Consider the following 17,669-nt stretch of genomic DNA (forward strand, 5'->3'; position numbering starts at 1 on the left):
GGCGGACTGCCGATACTCACCCGACATGTCCGGCAGCTGCCTACGATTCGGATGTGAGCGAGGCGATCGAGCGGTTCTTCGAATCGCTGCCCGCGCGCGCCCCCGAGGTCCTGCGAGGGCTGCTGAGCGGCGCCCTCCAGATCGACCTCGCCACCGGCCAGGAGACCCAGCACTGGCTGGTGCGGATGCGGCCCGGCGAGATCGAGGTCGGCCGCCACCGCGGGCCAGCCGACGCCATCTGGTACAGCAGCGCGGACCTGTTCGAGCGGCTGGTGACCGGTGAGGCGCAGGGCGTCGCCGCGGTGCTGCGCAACGAGAGCACGTTCAGCGGGAACGTCGTGCTCTTCCTGGCCTTCCGGCGGTTCTTCCCCGATCCGCCGGGCACCCGCGACCCCCGCGAGGTGGCTCGACGGCAGACCGGACGGCTGGCGTGACGGACCTGGTCAGCATCCTGGACGGCAACACGTTCCTGGTGAGCGACCGGCGCGGGGACATCGAGCCCTCGTTCGACTTCCCCACCGGCCTGTTCTCGTTCGACACCCGGTTCCTGTCCACCTGGCTGCTCACCCTCGACGGGGAGCGGCTGCACGCGCTCTCCATCGACCAGGCCGAGTCCTACAGCACCCGGTTCTTCCTGGCCCCCGGTGAACCGACCCACTACCTCGACGCGAAGGTGTCGGTGATCCGCAGCCGGGCGATCGGCGGCAGCTTCCGCGAGGAGCTGACGGTGCTGAACCACCTGCGGGAGCCGGTCGAGTTCATGGTGCGGCTCGACGTGGGCGCCGACTTCGCCGACATCTTCGAGATCAAGGCGGCCCGGCAGAAGAAGGGCCGGACCACGGCGACGGTGAGCGGCAACGAGCTGCGGTTGGTCTACCGGCGGGACGCGTTCCATCGGGAGACGGTGATCAGCACGAGCGAGCCGGGCGAGATCGACGTGGCCGGCATGACGTTCCGCATCCGGATCGAGGGGCACGGCGAGTGGACCACCCGGCTGCACGTGGTGACCGTCGTGTACGGGGCACGCGGCGAGGACATCCGGGCCACCCTGCCGTACGGCGGCAGCCGCGACGCCGCCGCCATCGAGGCCGAGCAGAACGAGTTGATCGCGCGGGCGCCGAAGCTGGGCTGCGACTGCCAGCCGCTCGCCGGGGCGTACCGGCGCAGCCTCAACGACCTCGCGGCCCTGCGCTACGAGTCGATCGCCCTCGGCGTGCGGCTGCTCGCCGCCGGGCTGCCCTGGTTCATGACGCTGTTCGGCCGGGACAGCATCTTCACCTCGCTCCAGGTGCTGCCGTTCCTGCCGGAGCTGATCCCGCCCACGATCCAGATCCTCGGCGGTCTCCAGGGACACCGGGTGGACGACTTCCGCGACGAGGAGCCGGGCAAGATCCTGCACGAACTCCGGTACGGCGAGACCGCGGGCTTCGAGGAGCAGCCACACTCGCCGTACTACGGGTCGGCCGACTCGACCCCGCTCTTCGTCATCCTGCTCGACGAGTACGAGCGGTGGACCGGCGACAGCCAGCTGGTGCGGCTGCTGGAGTCCCGGGCCCGGGCGGCGCTGGACTGGATCGACACGTACGGCGACCTGCTCGGCACCGGCTACATCTGGTACCAGACCCGCAATCCCCGAACGGGGCTGCCGAACCAGTGCTGGAAGGACTCGCTGGACTCGATCTCGTACGCCGACGGCCGCCTGCCCGGGTTCCCCCGGGCAACCTGCGAACTCCAGGGGTACGCGTACGACGCGAAGATCCGTGGGGCGCGGCTCGCGCGGACGTTCTGGAACGACCCGGCGTACGCCGACCGGCTGGAGCGCGAGGCCGCGGAGCTGAAGCAGCGGTTCAACCACGACTTCTGGATCCCCGAGAAGGAGTACTACGCGCTCGCCCTCGACGCGGACGGCCGGCAGGTGGACGCCCTCTCCTCGAACATCGGTCACCTGCTGTGGAGCGGCATCGTGGACGAGTCGCGGGCCGGCCGGATCGCGGAACACCTGCTCGGGCCGCGGCTCTTCTCCGGCTGGGGCGTGCGTACGCTCGCCGACGACCAGGGGCGGTACAACCCGATCGGCTACCACGTGGGCACGGTCTGGCCGTTCGACAACTCGATCATCGCGTGGGGCCTGTGGCGGTACGGCTACCGGGAGGAGGCCGGACGGATCAGCGACGCGATCCTCGCGGCGTCCCGCTTCTTCGACGGCCGGCTGCCGGAGGCGTTCGCCGGCTACAACCGCGACCTCACCGACTACCCGGTGCGGTACCCCACGGCGTGCAGCCCACAGGCCTGGTCGACGGGAACGCCGCTGCTGCTCCTGCGGGTCATGCTCGGTCTCGAGCCGCAGGGTGACCACCTGATCATCGATCCCGCCGTACCCGAGGGCATGGGCCGCATCGAACTGCTCGACATCCCCGGTCGCTGGGGCAAGGTGGACGCCCTGGGCCGCAGCCGCACCCCCACCAACCACCGCCCCTGACCGCCCCCCTTCCGCCCCGGTCGCCCCGGGCCCCCTTCACCCCGGTGATCATGAAGTTATTGCCCACCGGCACGGCGTGTCGGGGCAATAACTTCATGATCACCGGGCGGGTCTACGCGGGCGCGGCGGGCGGCGGGCGGGCGGCGGGCGGGGGTCGGGGGTCGGGTTAGGGGCAGGGGGTTGTGGCGGACACGTGGGGGTGGCCGGGCGCGGTGTCGGCGAGGACGACCACGCCGCCGGTGCGGTACGCGTACGCCTCGGGGGTGTCCAGCACCGGGCCGCCGGTGGCGAGCGGCGCCAGGGCCGTCGCCGCGGTCGCCGCGCCACCGCCCGTGGCCGAGCGGGCCGTACGGGCGACGCCGCCGCCGGGGCAGGGCGCCGTCACCAGTTCGGGGGCGGTGTCGGCCGGGTCGCCGAGGGCCCGCAGCGCGCCGGCGAGGGCCATCTCCGCGCCGCCCGCACCCCCGGCGGACGCTCCCCCGGCGGACGTGTAGCCGGTGCCCACCGGTCGACAACCGGTCTCGACCGTGAGCCGCACCCGCCCGTCGGCCGTCGGGCGGCCCTCGACGGACACGAACTCACCGGCGTCGGCGCGCAGCCGGACACCGTCCGGTGTCAGGCGGACCCCCGCACGCCAGCTCGCCGGCAGCCGGTCGGCGATCCCCTCCAGCAGTTCCCGTTCCGCGCCCGCCGCGCCGACCGCCTCCACGTCGCGGGTGAGGGTCGCCCCGTCGGCGAGCGGGGTGAGCCGGCAGCCCCGCTCGACCCGCGCCGGAATCAGCTCCAGGACCGCGGGACCGCTCGCCGTGACCAGCTCGCCGACGGCGGCGTCGACCCGCGGGCCGGCCTCGGCGAGACTGCGCTGCTCGCGAACGGTGGGCGCGTCGTCGCGTACCGAGATCCAGGCCAACAACCCGAGCAGCAGCGCCCAGGCGACCGTGGCGACGAGCAGCCAGCGACGCCGCTTCGGAGCCGACGCGTCAGGACCGGTCGGCGGGGCGTACTCCGCCTGGACAGCACCGCTCACCCGGCCATGGTGTCACGCGGCCGGGGCCGGCCACCCGCGACGGGTGACCGGCCCCGGCCGGATCAGAGCGTGGGTCAGGAGGCGACGGTGACGCTCACCTCGGTGACGCCCCGGCCGGCGGTCACGGCGGTGTCGCCGTTGCCGTGCCGGGACAGCGCGCGCAGGGTCCAGCTGCCCGGCGCGGCGAAGAACCGGAACTGCCCGGCCGCCGAGGTGACGACCTCGGCGGTGAACTCGCCCGTCGAGTCGAGCAGTCGGACGTAGGCGCCCGGCACGGCCTCACCCTCGGGCGAGCGGACGATGCCGGTGATGACGGTCTCCTTCTCCAGATCCAGGCCGGCCGGCAGCGGCGCGGCCTGGTCCGGAGCGGCGCAACCCGCGGCGGTGGGAGCGGTCATGGCTCACGCCTCCCCGGGCTCGTCGCCGAGCGCGACCGGCACGCCGACGAGCGAGCCGTACTCGGTCCAGGAACCGTCGTAGTTCTTCACGTTGCGGTGGCCGAGCAGCTCCTGGAGCACGAACCAGGTGTGCGAGGAACGCTCGCCGATCCGGCAGTACGCGATGGTCTCCTTGCCGTCGTCCAGCCCGGCGTCGGCGTAGATCCGGCGCAGCTCGTCGTCGGACTTGAAGGTGCCGTCCTCGTTGGCCGCCTTCGACCACGGCACGCTGATCGCGGTCGGCACGTGCCCGGCCCGCTGCGCCTGCTCCTGCGGCAGGTGGGCGGGGGCGAGGAGGCGACCCGCGTACTCGTCGGGGGAACGCACGTCGACGAGGTTCTTGGTGCCGATCGCGGCGACCACCTCGTCGCGGAACGCGCGGATCGACGTGTCCGGCTCCTGCGCGACGTACTGCGTGGCGGGACGGCTCACCGCGTCCTTCACGAGCGGACGCGCGTCCAGCTCCCACTTCTTGCGGCCGCCGTCGAGCAGCTTCACGTCCCGGTGGCCGTAGAGCTTGAAGTACCAGTAGGCGTACGCCGCGAACCAGTTGTTGTTGCCGCCGTACAGGATCACGGTGTCGTCGTTGCCGATGCCGCGCGCGGAGAGCAGCGCCTCGAACTGGCTCTTGTTCACGAAGTCCCGGCGCACCGGGTCCTGCAGGTCGGTCTTCCAGTCCAGCTTGACGGCCCCGGCGATGTGGCCGGTGTCGTACGCCGACGTGTCCTCGTCGACCTCGACGAAGACGACGCCCGGGGCGTCGAGGTTCTTCTCGGCCCACTCGGCCGAGACGAGTGCGGTGTCGCGACTCATCAGATCACTCCCTGGTGAGGATGGATGGTGAGCCAGCGCGCGGAGATTGATGTCGATGATGGTGTCGCACCACGCGCGGGACCCATGGGTTAGGACGGATCACGGGTTCGTGCGACGGCGCCGCTGCCGGGCGGATGGGTGGGATCACCGGAGGGTACGTGGACCCTGCGTGCCGGTGGCCGCGTCAGGCGACCGAGGACAGCCCCGCCGTCAGATGACGGGGCGACACAGGCAGGTGGCCACGCGGCACAGGTCGACCGCGCGCCGTTTGGTGAGGAGGGTCCCCATGGGCTCGGAGCCTACCAGCCGACGCCGAGCCCGCCACCGTTCCGACCAGCATCCGGGACACCGGACGCCCCGGGAACGCCGACCGTTCGCGCGGGTGCGCCGCCTCAGCCGGCGGAGTTGATCGGCACGTTCCGTGCGTCCGCGGTGACCGTGAGCCCCTCGGGCTGCGGCCGGACCTCGCGGACGGTGAGCTGGAAGGGCAGCTCGGGCAGCGGCACGTCGATCGAGATGCTCCGGGCGTAGTTGTTGAGCACCGTGCGGGCCAGCGGGACGTTCGGCAGACCCTGTGCGTCCAGGTTGTTGAAGCGGAGGCTGACCTTCCCCTGCTCCCCCACCGTGACGTCGGCGGTGCCGGTGACGGTGAGCTGCTGGCCGAGGACGTCCACGGGTGCGGTGACGGCGAGCTTGCCGCCCTGCTCGCTGAGTTTGAGGCCGGGCCGGTCGAGCAGGGCCGCGAGGCTGTCGTAGCTGATGGTGGCGGTGCCGTTCACCGTTTCCGCGACCACGTCGCCCTGCCGGGAGCGGAGGGTGTCGAGCGAGGCGCGCACGTCGTGGGCGTCGACGTCGAGCCGCGGGAGGCTGATGGCGTCGCCCTCGACCGAGCCGCGCACCTCCTGGAGCACGATGGAGATCCGCTCGTAGCGGCCGTCGAGCACCTGCGTGAGGAACGGGAAGCCGCCGACCTCGACCTCCGGCGGCGCGGACTGGGCGTTCTGCTTCGCCACCTCCTGGCGGACCTGGTCGGCGATGGCCCGCTCGGCCACACCGACGGCCACCCGGTCGGCGATCACCAGAAGCCCGGCCAGCACCAGGAGCAGGACGACGAGCACCACGAGCGCCCGCCGCCCGCGTCGCCGGGGACGGTCCACGTACGCCGGTTCCGCCTGTGCCACGCCGCCTCCTGTCGTCCTGCGCCGCCCAGGGCGCGTCGTCACTGTCGGTGCCGCGCCGCGGCGCCCGGTTGGTACCCGACCGGCAACCGGCTCAACCGTACGGTCAGAGGAAGAGCATGCACATGGCGTACGCGGCCGGGGCCGCCAGGGCGAACCCACCGAGCGGGCCCTGCATGTGGCGGGCCACCCACATCGTGGGAGCCTCGCCGGCCATGAGCCGGCCCGCCTCCGCGTACCCCACGGCGAGATCGGCCAGCACGGCCGCGACGGCCGCGACCAGCCCGATGATGGCGGCGCGGGTGGGGGTGAACGGGGTGACGAGGTAGCTGCCGAGCAGCGCGCTGACCAGCGTGCCGAGCATCGCGCCGGCGACCACCCCGGCCGCGCCCCGGGGCACCTGCGGTGCGAGCCGCGGCCAGGGCGCCACGGCGTCGGTCACCCGCGCCACGGTGAGCGCCACGCCGCTCGCCGTGAGGCAGACGGTGATGGCCTGGGTGCCGGCGGGGACCCTGCTCAGCACGACCAGCGTGCCGAAGGCCACCACGCCCACGATGATGAGCAGCGTGGAGCCGAGCGAGTCGGTGACCCGGACGCGGTCGACCCGCCGCACCAGCTGACCGAGTACGCCGAGGAGGAAGCCGCCGGCCGCGACGTAGCCGAGCGGGGCGAGGCCGGCGATGTCCGTCTGCACGGCCGCCACGTCGGCCGCGACCGCCACCCCGGCGCTGACCAGCGCGACGAGCAGCAGCGCGGGCGGGCGCATGGCCATCGTCCAGGCGAGGACGAAGAGCAGCTGGACGCCGGCGATGATGATCGCGAAGGGGAGCCGGTGCCCCGGGCCGGAGGTCTGCGCGCCGAGCACCAGGCCCACCCCGAGCAGAGCGGAGAACCCGGCGGTGGCCAGGGAGAGTGGCTTGCGGACGTCGACCGGCGGCACGACCTCCTCGTCCGGCTCGTCCGCCGCGGCGTCGTCCGGGCGGCGCGAGGGCTCGCCGCTGCGCCGGGCCCGGCGGGGCTTACCGCGCTCGCGGCGTTCACCGTCGTCGACGCCGGGCCCGCTGCGCGGTGCCGGCGGCTGGCCGTAGGCGGGCCCGGGCCGGGGGCCGTCGGACCACGGGTCCCGGCCGGTCTCGGGCGAGGTGGAGGGAAACACGCCCCGATCGTGCCAGACCGACGGCCTGTCGCGGAGGGCACGGCCGCCCACTGAGCGGCGGCAACCGTTTCGACGACGTTAAACCTGAGCCGTGATCGTGGGGCAAAGCGAACAAACGGGAAATGCTCCGAGGGCGTGGCCAGGCCGATCGGTTACGCTCAACCCGTTACCCCGCCCGTCAGCGACGCCGGGACCACGCTTTTTCTCAGCGCACCCCCGCCCGGAGTGCCGCTGGTCGCGCGCGGCCGTCAGGCCGCCGGGACGGAGGTGATCGTGGAGATCCTGCTGCTGGTGAGCGCCCGCGCGGGTGAGCCGTCCGCCGTGCTACCGGCGCTCGACCTGCTGCCGCACTCGGTCCGCACCGCGCCGCGCGACGTGCGCACGCTGGTCGCCGGCCCGAGTCCGGACGCGGTCCTGGTGGACGCCCGCTCCGAGCTGACCGAGGCCCGGGCCACCTGCCGGATGCTGCACGCCACCGGTCTGGGCGTCCCGCTGGTCGCGGTGGTCACCGAGGCCGGGCTGATCGCGCTGAACGCCGACTGGGGGGTCGACGACGTCATCCTGGCCAACGCCGGCCCGGCCGAGGTCGAGGCGCGGCTGCGGCTGGCCGTCGGGCGGCTCACCAGTTCCATCGCGGGCGCCGGCGGTTCGATCCGGGCCGGCGAGCTGACCATCGACCCGGACACCTACGCCGCGAAACTCAAGGGCCGGCCGCTGGACCTCACCTACAAGGAGTTCGAGCTGCTCAAGTTCCTGGCCCAGCACCCAGGCCGGGTCTTCACCCGCGACCAGCTTTTGCGCGAGGTCTGGGGGTACGACTACTTCGGTGGCACCCGGACGGTCGACGTGCACGTCCGGCGGCTGCGGGCCAAGCTCGGCTCCGAGTACGAGTCGATGATCGGCACCGTCCGGCAGGTGGGCTACAAGTTCGTCGTACCGCCGTCCCGGTCGCTGCCCGAGGCGGAGCCCGCCCCGCTCCCGGTCTGACCGGTACCCATTCGGGGGTTCTCCCCGATACGCCCTATTTGCCCAGCTAGCCGGCTTTATTCTGACTGCCGGGTTGCTGGTGGAAGGGGCGGTGGTGGGCGCGATGACCACGGGGGGCGGCCACGGAAGCCGGTGGCTCGATCGGCTACGAACGCTGCTGCGGCCCGGCTCCACCGGCCGCGCGGTGGCGATCGTCACCCTGGTGGCGGTCACGCTGCTCGGATCGGCGTACGCCCTGGGCCGGAGCCTGATCCCGGACCGGCCGCGGCACAGCGCGACCGGCGTCACCGGCGACATGGACAAGGCGCACTACGCCGACCAGCCCCCCGCCGAGGCGAGCCCGTCGGCCAGCGCGAGCCCCACGGAGTCGGGTCAGGACGGCGCGTCCCGCGACGCCGCCGACGACACCCTCTTCGGCGCGCACGTCACCACCGGCGACGCCCGCGTCGCCCTGACCTTCGACGACGGGCCGGACCCGCAGTACACGCCGCAGGTCCTCGCCGCGCTGCGGGAGTACGGCGTCCGGGCCACCTTCTGTGTGGTCGGTGAGATGGTCCAGAACCACCCCGACCTGGTCCAGGCGATCGTGGCCGACGGGCATACCCTCTGCAACCACTCCTGGAACCACGATGTGACCCTCGGCAAACGGTCGACGGCCGCCATCCGGGCCGACCTGCTGCGCACCAACGAGGCGATCCGGGCCGCGGTGCCCGACGCGCCGATCGTCTGGTACCGCCAGCCGGGCGGGGCGTGGACGTACCCGGTGGTGTCGGTGGCGCACGGGCTGGGCATGACGCCGCTGCACTGGGACGTGGACCCGGCGGACTGGGAGGCGCCGGGCGCCGCGAAGATCGCGTCGACGGTGCTCGGCGGGGTCGAGCCGGGGTCGATCGTGCTGATGCACGACGCCGGCGGCAACCGGCAGGGCACCGTGGACGCGCTGTACCGGATCCTTCCGACGCTCACCTCCCGATTCCAGCTGGAGGCGCTGCCCACCGACGCGACGTGAGCGGCCGGCCGACTACGGTGGACCGGTGAGCAGCGCCGAGCCCGGGAGCGCCCGGGTCACCCGTGCCGACCGGCTGACCCCCGCGGAGGTCGCCGACGTCCTCGCCCTGGCCCGCGTGGCCGGCGACACCGACGGCGCTGCCCCGTTCGACGAGCACGTCCTGCTGCGGCTACGCGACCCGGACGCCCCGGCCGTGCACCTGGTCAGCCGGGCCGGCGACGGGACACTCACCGGGTACGCCCACCTCGACACCAGCGACCCCGCCGACGGGATCGGCGTCGAACTGGTGGTGCACCCGGCGCAGCGGCGGCGCGGCACGGGGCGGTCGCTGGCCCGCGGCGTGGTCGAGGCGGCCACCGGTCCGGTACGCGCCTGGGCGCACGGCGACCACCCGTCCGCCGCCGCGCTCGCCGTCGACCTCGGCTTCGCCCGGGCCCGGGTGCTCTGGCAGCTGCGCCGGTCGCTCGCCGCCCCCCTGCCCGAGCCACACCTGCCCGACGGGGTGGTGCTGCGCGCGTTCCAGCCCGGCGTGGACGACGCGGCCTGGTTGACGCTCAACGCCCGGGCCTTCGCCGAGCACCCCGAGCAGGGCCGCTGGACGCACGACGACCTGCGCGTACGGCTCGCCGAACCGTGGTTCGACCCGGAGGGCTTCCTGCTCGCGGTCGAGGAGTCGACCGGGCGGCTGGTCGGGTTCCACTGGACCAAGGTCCACGAGCGCCCCGGCTCGACGCCGATGGGCGAGGTCTACGTGCTGGGCGTCGACCCGTCGGCGCACCGGGGCGGGCTGGGCCGGGCGCTGACCACGGCCGGGCTCGCGTACCTGCGCGACCGGCGCGGCCTGGACCGGGTCATGCTCTACGTCGACGAATCGAACACGGGCGCGGTCGCCCTCTACGAGCGGTCCGGCTTCCTGCGCTGGGCCGCGCACGTCAACTACCAGCGGGGCTGATCCCGGCAGTCCGACCCGTCGCCGCCACCCGGCAACCTCGCCGCCCGCCCGGCGATCCGGCGCCGCCCGGCGGACCCCCGTCGCGGTGCGGCGGCCCGGCGCGGCCGACGCCCGGCGCGGCAGACGGTGGTCGCGTACCCACATGACGCCGGGCCGGCGGGGGCCCGATCCGGCCGGTAACCGTCGGGTCACAGGCCCGCGTCGGGCCGATAACGGCAGACTGGAAATATAGGCATACGTCCGACACGCGTCCGCCAGTTCACGTAACGGACAACTCACCCTCAGCGTGTCGTCACCTCGTCTGCTGGACGTGTTCACCCCTCGTTCACTTGCGACGGGCGAGCCGGCTACCTGGCCCTCCTAACTTGTGGAATCGGCCGGTCACTGCCGGTCCCCCGGGCCCCGATCCGGGGCGCCAAGTAGACGTGAAGGGATACCCCTCAGGTGAAGCTCCAGCGGCTCGGCGCGATTGCCTCGCTCGCTCTTACCGCGACGTTCGCTCTCAGCGCATGCGGCTCGGACAACAACGAGCCCGCGACCGGCGCCTCCGGCTCGGCCGCCGCGGCCGACTGCGCGACCGGCACCCTCAACGCTCAGGGCTCGTCCGCCCAGAAGAACGCCGTGGACGAGTGGATCAAGGCGTACCAGCAGAAGTGCCAGGGCGTCACCATCAACTACGAGCCCTCCGGCTCCGGCGCGGGCATCCAGGCCTTCACCGCCGGCACCGCGGACTTCGCGGGCTCGGACTCCGCGCTCAAGCCCGAGGAGCAGCCGGCGGCCGACGCCAAGTGCTCCGGCGGCCAGGCCATCCACCTGCCGATGGTGATCGGCCCGGTGGCCATCGCCTACAACCTCGACGGCGTGGACAACCTCCAGCTCAAGCCGGCCACCGTGGCGAAGATCTTCGCTGGCAAGGTGACCAAGTGGGACGACGCCACGATCAAGGCCGACAACCCGGGTGTCACCCTGCCGTCGACCGCCATCAACGCCGTGCACCGCTCGGACTCCTCCGGCACCACCGACAACTTCACCGCCTTCCTGAGCAAGACCGCCGAGGCCGACTGGACCTTCGGCAAGGCCAAGGAGTGGAAGGCCCCGGGTGGCACCGGTGCCGCGAAGTCGGACGGCGTGGCCAGCGCCATCAAGGGCCAGGCCGGCACCATCGGCTACGTCGAGTGGTCGTACGCCGAGAACGGCGGCCTCAAGATGGCCAAGCTGGGCAACGGCGCCGGTGAGTTCGCCGCGCTGACCGCCGAGTCGGCCGGCAAGACCATCGCCAGCGCCAAGGTCGAGGGCCAGGGCGACGACCTGAAGATGGCGATCGACTACAACACCAAGGAGCCGGGTGCGTACCCGCTGGTCCTGGTGACCTACGAGATCGTCTGCAGCAAGGGCCTCGCCGCCGACAAGCTGCCGCTGGTCAAGGGCTTCCTGACCCACGCCGCCAGCACCGAGGGCCAGTCCGCGCTGACCGAGCTGGGCTACGCCCCGCTGCCGGAGTCGGTCCGGACCAAGGTCGAGGCCGCGGTCAAGAACATCTCCTGACCTGACCGACTGACCGAACAACCACCTCCGCAACCGAATCGAGCGAGCAGATGGGTGAAACCCCCCACCGCTCGGCCGACGCCGGCACCGGCGGGACCCGCGTGACCCAGAGTCACGAGCGGCCCGCCGGTGCCTCGGCGCATGTGGCCGAGGCACCAGTCAGCACCCGTACCCCGGGCGGCACCGGGCTGGGCGGCGGCGGCGCGCTGCCGCGGGCCCGGGCGTTCGGCGCCGAGCGGGCCTTCCGCGGCCTCACCCTGGCCGCCGGTTCCGCCGTTCTGATCATCATCGCGGCGATCGCGGTCTTCCTGGTCACCAAGGCGGTGCCGGCGCTGCGCGCCAACACCGAGAGCTTCTGGACGTTCGAGGGCTGGTTCCCGAACGACGCGGAACCCAAGTTCGGCATCGGCGCGCTGGCGTTCGGCACCGTCCTCAGTGCCGCCCTCGCGCTGCTCGTGGCGGTGCCGGTCGCCCTGGGTATCGCGCTCTACCTCTCCCACTACGCACCGCGCCGGGTCGGCACCACGCTCGGCTTCCTCATCGACCTGCTCGCCGCCGTGCCCAGCGTGGTCTTCGGTCTCTGGGGCCGGGAGATCTTCCTGCAGCCGGTGCACGACTTCTCGCTCTGGCTCAACAAGTACTTCAGCTGGATCCCGCTCTTCGGCGGTGACGGCCCCTTCGGCAAGTCGATCCTGCTCGGCTCGCTGGTCCTCGCCATCATGGTGCTGCCGATCATCACCTCGCTCTCCCGCGAGGTGTTCCTGCAGACGCCGACGGCCAACGAGGAGGCGGCCCTCGCCCTCGGTGCCACCCGCTGGGAGATGCTCCGCACGGCGGTGCTGCCGTACGGGCGGCCCGGCATCATCGCCGCCGTGATGCTCGGCCTGGGCCGCGCGCTCGGTGAGACCATCGCGCTCGCGATGACGCTCGGCATCACGTTCAACATCTCGTTCAACCTGATCGAGAACGGCGGCAACAGCATCGCCGCGAACATCGCCAACACGTTCGGCGAGGCGAACGAGACCGGCCGGGGCGCGCTCATCGCCTCCGGCCTCGTGCTCTTCGCGATCACGCTGATCGTCAACATCACCGCGCGCGCGATCATCTACCGCCGCCGGGAGTTCACGGAGTCGGCCGCATGAGCACCGCAGTCACCACCCACCGTCCCCGCCCGGCGGCCCAGCCGGCCACCCTGCGGGCGAAGCGACTGCCCTGGTACGCCGCGCCCGCCATCGCGCTGGCCGCCCTCGTGGTGGCCGCCGCCGTGGTGTACGGCGTCGGCATCGGCGGCCCGGTGCTCGTCGTGGTCCTGGCCGCGGTGCTCTACCTGGCCGGGCTCTTCGCCGCGGCGAACGCCGTCGAGGGGCGCCGTTCGGCCCGCAACCGCACCTGGAGCGCGCTGATCCACTCGGCGTTCGTGCTCGCCGTGCTGCCGCTCGCGTCGGTGGTGTGGACGCTCGTCAGCAACGGGTTCGAACGGCTCGACGGCAACTTCTTCTTCACCTCGATGAACAACATCGGGGCCCGGGACCCGGAGGGCGGGGCGTACCACGCCATCGTGGGCACCCTGGAGCAGGTCGGCATCGCCACCCTGATCACCGTCCCGCTGGGCATCCTCTGCGCCATCTACGTGGTCGAGTACGGCCGGGGCCGGTTCGCCTTCGCGATCCGGTTCTTCGTCGACGTGATGACCGGCATCCCGTCGATCGTCTCCGGCCTCTTCGTCCTGGCGTTCTGGGTGCTGATCGTGTCGCCGTGGTTCAACGACGGCCGGCCGAGCTTCTCCGGCTTCGCCGCCGCGCTGGCGCTGAGCGTGCTGATGCTGCCCACGGTGGTGCGGTCCACCGAGGAGATGCTCCGGCTCGTCCCGGCTCCGCTGCGCGAGGGCGCGTACGCCCTGGGCGTGCCGAAGTGGAAGACCATCCTGCGGGTCGTGCTGCCGACCGCGCTGCCCGGCATCGTCACCGGCGTCATGCTCGCCATCGCGCGCGCTGCCGGCGAGACGGCGCCGGTGCTGCTCGTCGCCGGCGGCGGCGCGGCGATCAACTTCAACCCCTTCGAGAACAACCAGTCGTCGCTCGCGCTCTTCGTCTACCAGCAGGCCGGCGACGCGTCGCGGTACGCCCCCGCCCGGGCGTGGACCGCGGCCCTCACCCTGGTAGCCCTCGTCCTGATCCTGACGATCGCGGCGAAGCTGCTGGCCCGTCGCAACCGGCTCGGCCGATGATCACCGGAGGTACCACCACCATGGCCAAGCGCATCGAAGCCACGAACGTCACCGCCTACTACGGCAGCTTCAAGGCGATCGAGAACATCAACCTGACCGTCGAGCCGAAGACGGTCACCGCCCTCATCGGCCCCTCCGGCTGCGGCAAGTCCACCTTCCTGCGGTCGATCAACCGGATGCACGAGGTGCTTCCGGGCGCCCGGGTCGAGGGCAGCCTCACCATCGACGACCAGGACATCTACGACCGGGACGTGGACGTCACCGCGGTCCGGCGCATGATCGGCATGGTCTTCCAGCGCCCGAACCCGTTCCCCACCATGAGCATCTACGAGAACGTGGTGGCCGGGCTGCGGCTCAACGGCGTCCGCAGGAAGTCGATCCTGGACGAGGCCGCGGAGAAGGCGCTCCGCTCGGCGAACCTGTGGGACGAGGTCAAGGACCGGCTCGGCAAGCCCGGCGCCGGCCTCTCCGGCGGTCAGCAGCAGCGGCTGTGCATCGCGCGGACGATCGCCGTCGAGCCGCAGGTGGTGCTCATGGACGAGCCCTGCTCGGCGCTCGACCCGATCTCCACGCTGGCCATCGAGGACCTGATGTTCCAGCTCAAGGACAAGTTCACGATCATCATCGTGACGCACAACATGCAGCAGGCCGCCCGGGTCTCGGACCGGACGGCGTTCTTCTCGATCGAGAAGACCGGTGACCCCGGCCGCCTCATCGAGTACGACAACACCCAGAAGATCTTCAGCAACCCGAGCCAGAAGAAGACCGAGGACTACATCACGGGCCGCTTCGGCTGAGCCGACGGGAACCACGCCCTCCGCGATCTTGCACTTTCGGCCTTCGTTCTGACCCGGTATGACCTGGTTTGCCGGGGCAGAAAGTGCAAGATCGCGGGGGGCTTTTGGCGTGCCGGGTCAGGGCAGGGTGAAGCGTGGGGGGCCTTCTCGTGGGAGGTCCAGGCGCGGGGTTACCGGGGTTGCGGCGTCTCGGGTTGCCGCGGCCTTCGCCACGCCTCGCAGGTCTCCCGCGGCGGCGACCTGCCCCAGGGTGACGAGGGTGGGCGGCAGCATGGTCAGCTCGCCCGCCTCCGCCCGGGCCCGAGCCTCCGCCGGCCGGATCCACAGCACGTGGTCGGCCTCGCTGGACACGTTGCGGGTCCGCTGGCCCTCGGGCAGCAGGGCCACGAAGAAGTACGTGTCGAAGCGGCGCGGCTCGAACTCCGGCGTGATCCAGCGACTCCACGGCAGCAGCAGGTCGGAGCGGAGCGTGAGCCCCCGCTCGGCGAGCAGGTCCGCGAAGCCGCCCCGGTGCTGCTCCAGGGCCACCCGGGCCGCCTCCCAGTCGTCGCCGCTGACGTCGCCCACCACGCTGTTCGCGTCCGGGCCGGCCAGCAGGACTCCGGCCTCCTCGAAGACCTCGCGGGCGGCGGCGCAGACCACCGCCTGGGCCGCGTCGGCCGCGAGACCCAGCCGCCGCCCCCACTCGGCCGGTTCGGGGCCGGCCCAGTCCAGGTGCGCCTGGGAGTCGGACCGGTCCACCCCGCCGCCGGGGAAGGCGTACATGCCGCCGAAGGCCATGGCGGCGACCCGGCGGATCAGGTACACCTCGAAGTCCTCGCCGGCCGGCCGCAGCAGCAGCACGGTGGCCGCCACCCGGGGCACCGCCGGCACCCCACCCTCGGCCCGGAACCGCCGGGCGTGCTCCACGAGCGCCGGCGGCGCGGGGAAGCCGTCGTGGTCGATCGTCATGAGGCGAGCCTAGTTCCCGACCCGTGGAGCCCTGATCGCCTGTTCAGCGGGCTCGGCTAGCGTGGCCGGCATGACTCGTTGGGGGATTCTCGCCACCGGCCAGATCGCGGGGCGTTTCGCCGAAGACCTCCGGCTCGTACCGGATGCGGAACTGGTCGCGGTCGGCTCCCGTACGGCCGAGAGCGCGAAGCTCTTCGCCGAGCGGCACGACGTGCCGCGGGCGTACGGCTCCTGGGCGGAACTGGCCGCGGACCCGGAACTCGACGTGGTGTACGTGGCGACGCCACACGCCGCGCACCACGAGGCCGCCATGACCTGCCTGGCCGCCGGCAGGGCGGTGCTGTTGGAGAAGCCGTTCACGCTCGACCTGGCGACCAGCACCGAGCTGGTCGAGACCGCGCGCGCCGCCGGGGTCTTTCTCATGGAGGCCATGTGGATGCGGACGAACCCGCTGATCCTGCGCATGGTCGAGGTGATCGCCGACGGCGCCATCGGCACGGTGACGAGCGTCCAGGCCGACTTCGGGGTGGCCGGGCCGTTCCCGCCCGAGCACCGGATGCGGGCCCGGGTCCTGGGCGGCGGCGCCCTGCTCGACCTGGGCGTCTACCCGCTGAGCCTGGCGCACCTGCTGCTCGGGACGCCGCAGCACATCCGGTCCTGGGCCACGATCGGCCCCGAGGGCGTGGACGAGAACACGGGGATCGTGCTCGGGTACGACTCGGGCGCGGTCGCCACGCTGAGCTGCGGCATCGTCGGCGCCACCCCGCTGGTGGCCTCCGTGACCGGCACCGCCGGCCGCATCGAGCTGCCGGCGCCGTTCTTCCGGCCCGACTCGCTGACCCTGCACCGGGCCGGCGCCGAGCCGGAGACGATCCCCGCCGACCTGACCGGCGGCGGCTACCAGTACGAGGCGATCGAGGTGCAGCGCTGCCTGGCGGCCGGGCTCACCGAGAGCCCGCTGGTGCCGCATGCCACCACCCTCGAGGTGATGGCCCTGCTCGACACGATCCGCGCCCAGATCGGCGTCGACTACGCCTGACCTCCCCGCGACGGGAAGGGGCCCCCGGGTGACACCCGGGGGCCCCTGTCCGTTCCTGTCCGGCTCAGCCGAAGAGCGGGCGCACCACCAGGTAGGTGAGGCAGGCGATCAGCGCCGCGGCTGGGAACGTGATGATCCACGCGATGACGATGTTGCCGGCCACGTTCCAACGCACCGCGGAGAGCCGCTTCGTCGCGCCCACGCCCATGATCGCCGAGGTGATCGTGTGCGTGGTCGAGATCGGCGCCTTCAGCACGAGCGCGTTGAAGTAGAGAACGGCGCTGGCCACCGTCTCGGCCGCGAAGCCCTCCGGCGGCCCCAGGTCGATGATCTTGCGTCCCAGGGTCCGGATGATCCGCCAGCCGCCCGCGTACGTGCCGAGGGCGAGCATCGTGGCGGACGTCCAGAAGACCCAGCCCGGGATGTGCGTCTTGCTCTCCTGGAAGCCGCCGGTGTAGAGCGCGAGGACCACGATGCCCATGGTCTTGGCGGCGTCCTGCATGCCGTGACCGACCGACATGGCGGCGGCCGACGCGGTCTGCGCCCACCGGAAGCCCCGGTTCAGCTTGCCCGGCTGCCCCTTCCGGAACAGCCAGAGGATCGCGAGCATCACGAGGTAGCCGAGGGTGAGGCCGACGATCGGCGAGATCACCATCGGCAGGATGACCTTCTCGACGATGTTCATCCACTGGACCACGCCGCCGGCCGCGAGCAGGGTGGCGCCGACCAGGCCGCCGAAGAGCGCGTGCGAGGAGGACGACGGCAGGCCGAAGTACCAGGTGATCAGGTTCCAGGCGATCGCGCCGAGCACACCGGCGAAGACCACCCCGAGGCTGGCCACCCCCGTGGGGAGCGTGACCAGGCCGTCGCCGACCGTCTTCGCCACGCCGGCGCCGAAGTGCGCGCCGACGAAGTTGCCGACCGCGGCCAGCAGGAGGGCGATCCGGGGTGTCAGGGCCCGTGTGGAGACACTTGTCGCGATCGCGTTGGCAGCATCGTGGAAGCCGTTGGTGTAGTCGAACGCCAAGGCCACCGCGATCACCGCCAGCACGGCGATGAGTTCGGGTGTCAC

The 17,669-nt window shown here is 72.3% G+C and carries 18 protein-coding genes; 10 read left to right on the plus strand and 8 right to left on the minus strand.

What is annotated here, in order from left to right:
- The first annotated feature begins 53 nt into the window (after window positions 1-53).
- Window positions 54-434: an SCP2 sterol-binding domain-containing protein gene (locus D7193_RS20435; RefSeq protein WP_120781089.1), complete on the plus strand. Its 381-nt coding sequence runs from the start codon at window positions 54-56 to the stop codon at window positions 432-434.
- Window positions 431-2,479 carry an amylo-alpha-1,6-glucosidase gene (locus tag D7193_RS20440; RefSeq protein ID WP_120781090.1) on the plus strand — a complete coding sequence of 683 codons (2,049 nt, stop codon included), beginning with the start codon at window positions 431-433 and terminating at the stop codon, window positions 2,477-2,479. Before D7193_RS20435 ends, D7193_RS20440 begins: the two co-directional genes overlap by 4 nt.
- Before the next feature lie 166 nt (window positions 2,480-2,645).
- On the opposite strand, the gene D7193_RS20445 is transcribed toward D7193_RS20440, so the two are convergent.
- From D7193_RS20445 to D7193_RS20465, 6 genes are all read right to left on the minus strand, one after another.
- Window positions 2,646-3,506 (minus strand): hypothetical protein, encoded by an 861-nt coding sequence (locus D7193_RS20445; protein WP_120781091.1) that lies wholly within the window; start codon window positions 3,504-3,506, stop codon window positions 2,646-2,648.
- A 74-nt stretch (window positions 3,507-3,580) separates the two neighbouring features.
- The gene (locus tag D7193_RS20450; RefSeq protein ID WP_120781092.1) at window positions 3,581-3,904 is read right to left on the minus strand and encodes a DUF1416 domain-containing protein; all 324 of its coding nucleotides are present in this window, start codon (window positions 3,902-3,904) and stop codon (window positions 3,581-3,583) included.
- Between the two features lie 3 nt (window positions 3,905-3,907).
- Complete coding sequence (locus D7193_RS20455; protein WP_120781093.1) at window positions 3,908-4,756, minus strand: sulfurtransferase; 849 nt, start codon at window positions 4,754-4,756, stop codon at window positions 3,908-3,910.
- Between the two features lie 210 nt (window positions 4,757-4,966).
- Window positions 4,967-5,044: an Ms5788A family Cys-rich leader peptide gene (locus tag D7193_RS34730; protein ID WP_311202345.1), complete on the minus strand. Its 78-nt coding sequence runs from the start codon at window positions 5,042-5,044 to the stop codon at window positions 4,967-4,969.
- Window positions 5,045-5,148: 104 nt separating this feature from the next.
- Window positions 5,149-5,937 carry an LmeA family phospholipid-binding protein gene (locus D7193_RS20460; RefSeq protein WP_120781094.1) on the minus strand — a complete coding sequence of 263 codons (789 nt, stop codon included), beginning with the start codon at window positions 5,935-5,937 and terminating at the stop codon, window positions 5,149-5,151.
- A 103-nt stretch (window positions 5,938-6,040) separates the two neighbouring features.
- Window positions 6,041-7,090, minus strand: coding sequence for a hypothetical protein (locus tag D7193_RS20465; protein ID WP_120781095.1), 1,050 nt, complete (start codon window positions 7,088-7,090; stop codon window positions 6,041-6,043).
- A gap of 267 nt (window positions 7,091-7,357) precedes the next feature.
- Between D7193_RS20465 and D7193_RS20470 the strand changes: the two genes are divergently transcribed.
- The 7 genes from D7193_RS20470 to pstB all read left to right on the plus strand — a co-directional run bounded on the left by D7193_RS20470 (window position 7,358) and on the right by pstB (window position 14,607).
- The gene (locus D7193_RS20470; protein WP_187356263.1) at window positions 7,358-8,077 is read left to right on the plus strand and encodes a winged helix-turn-helix transcriptional regulator; all 720 of its coding nucleotides are present in this window, start codon (window positions 7,358-7,360) and stop codon (window positions 8,075-8,077) included.
- Window positions 8,078-8,180: 103 nt separating this feature from the next.
- Entirely contained in the window at window positions 8,181-9,086 is a 906-nt protein-coding gene (locus tag D7193_RS20475) for a polysaccharide deacetylase family protein (RefSeq protein ID WP_120781397.1), read from the plus strand.
- Window positions 9,087-9,111: 25 nt separating this feature from the next.
- Window positions 9,112-10,038: a mycothiol synthase gene (mshD, locus tag D7193_RS20480; protein ID WP_120781096.1), complete on the plus strand. Its 927-nt coding sequence runs from the start codon at window positions 9,112-9,114 to the stop codon at window positions 10,036-10,038.
- A 444-nt stretch (window positions 10,039-10,482) separates the two neighbouring features.
- Window positions 10,483-11,583 (plus strand): phosphate ABC transporter substrate-binding protein PstS, encoded by a 1,101-nt coding sequence (gene pstS, locus D7193_RS20485; RefSeq protein ID WP_120781097.1) that lies wholly within the window; start codon window positions 10,483-10,485, stop codon window positions 11,581-11,583.
- A 50-nt stretch (window positions 11,584-11,633) separates the two neighbouring features.
- Entirely contained in the window at window positions 11,634-12,725 is a 1,092-nt protein-coding gene (pstC, locus tag D7193_RS20490; protein ID WP_120781098.1) for a phosphate ABC transporter permease subunit PstC, read from the plus strand.
- A complete protein-coding gene (gene pstA, locus D7193_RS20495) occupies window positions 12,722-13,810 on the plus strand; it encodes a phosphate ABC transporter permease PstA (RefSeq protein WP_120781099.1) in 1,089 nt (362 codons plus the stop codon). Before pstC ends, pstA begins: the two co-directional genes overlap by 4 nt.
- Before the next feature lie 20 nt (window positions 13,811-13,830).
- A complete protein-coding gene (gene pstB, locus D7193_RS20500) occupies window positions 13,831-14,607 on the plus strand; it encodes a phosphate ABC transporter ATP-binding protein PstB (RefSeq protein WP_120781398.1) in 777 nt (258 codons plus the stop codon).
- Window positions 14,608-14,724: 117 nt separating this feature from the next.
- Here the strand turns inward: pstB and D7193_RS20505 are convergent, their stop codons facing one another.
- On the minus strand, window positions 14,725-15,558 hold the full coding sequence (locus D7193_RS20505) for an NUDIX hydrolase (RefSeq protein ID WP_120781100.1): 834 nt from the start codon (window positions 15,556-15,558) through the stop codon (window positions 14,725-14,727).
- Window positions 15,559-15,628: 70 nt separating this feature from the next.
- Between D7193_RS20505 and D7193_RS20510 the strand changes: the two genes are divergently transcribed.
- Window positions 15,629-16,597 carry a Gfo/Idh/MocA family protein gene (locus tag D7193_RS20510; RefSeq protein WP_120781399.1) on the plus strand — a complete coding sequence of 323 codons (969 nt, stop codon included), beginning with the start codon at window positions 15,629-15,631 and terminating at the stop codon, window positions 16,595-16,597.
- Between the two features lie 64 nt (window positions 16,598-16,661).
- On the opposite strand, the gene D7193_RS20515 is transcribed toward D7193_RS20510, so the two are convergent.
- Window positions 16,662-17,669 (minus strand): inorganic phosphate transporter, encoded by a 1,008-nt coding sequence (locus D7193_RS20515; protein ID WP_120781101.1) that lies wholly within the window; start codon window positions 17,667-17,669, stop codon window positions 16,662-16,664.

The sequence above is a fragment of the Micromonospora costi genome (assembly GCF_003626655.1).
Classification (GTDB): Bacteria; Actinomycetota; Actinomycetes; order Mycobacteriales; family Micromonosporaceae; genus Micromonospora; species Micromonospora costi.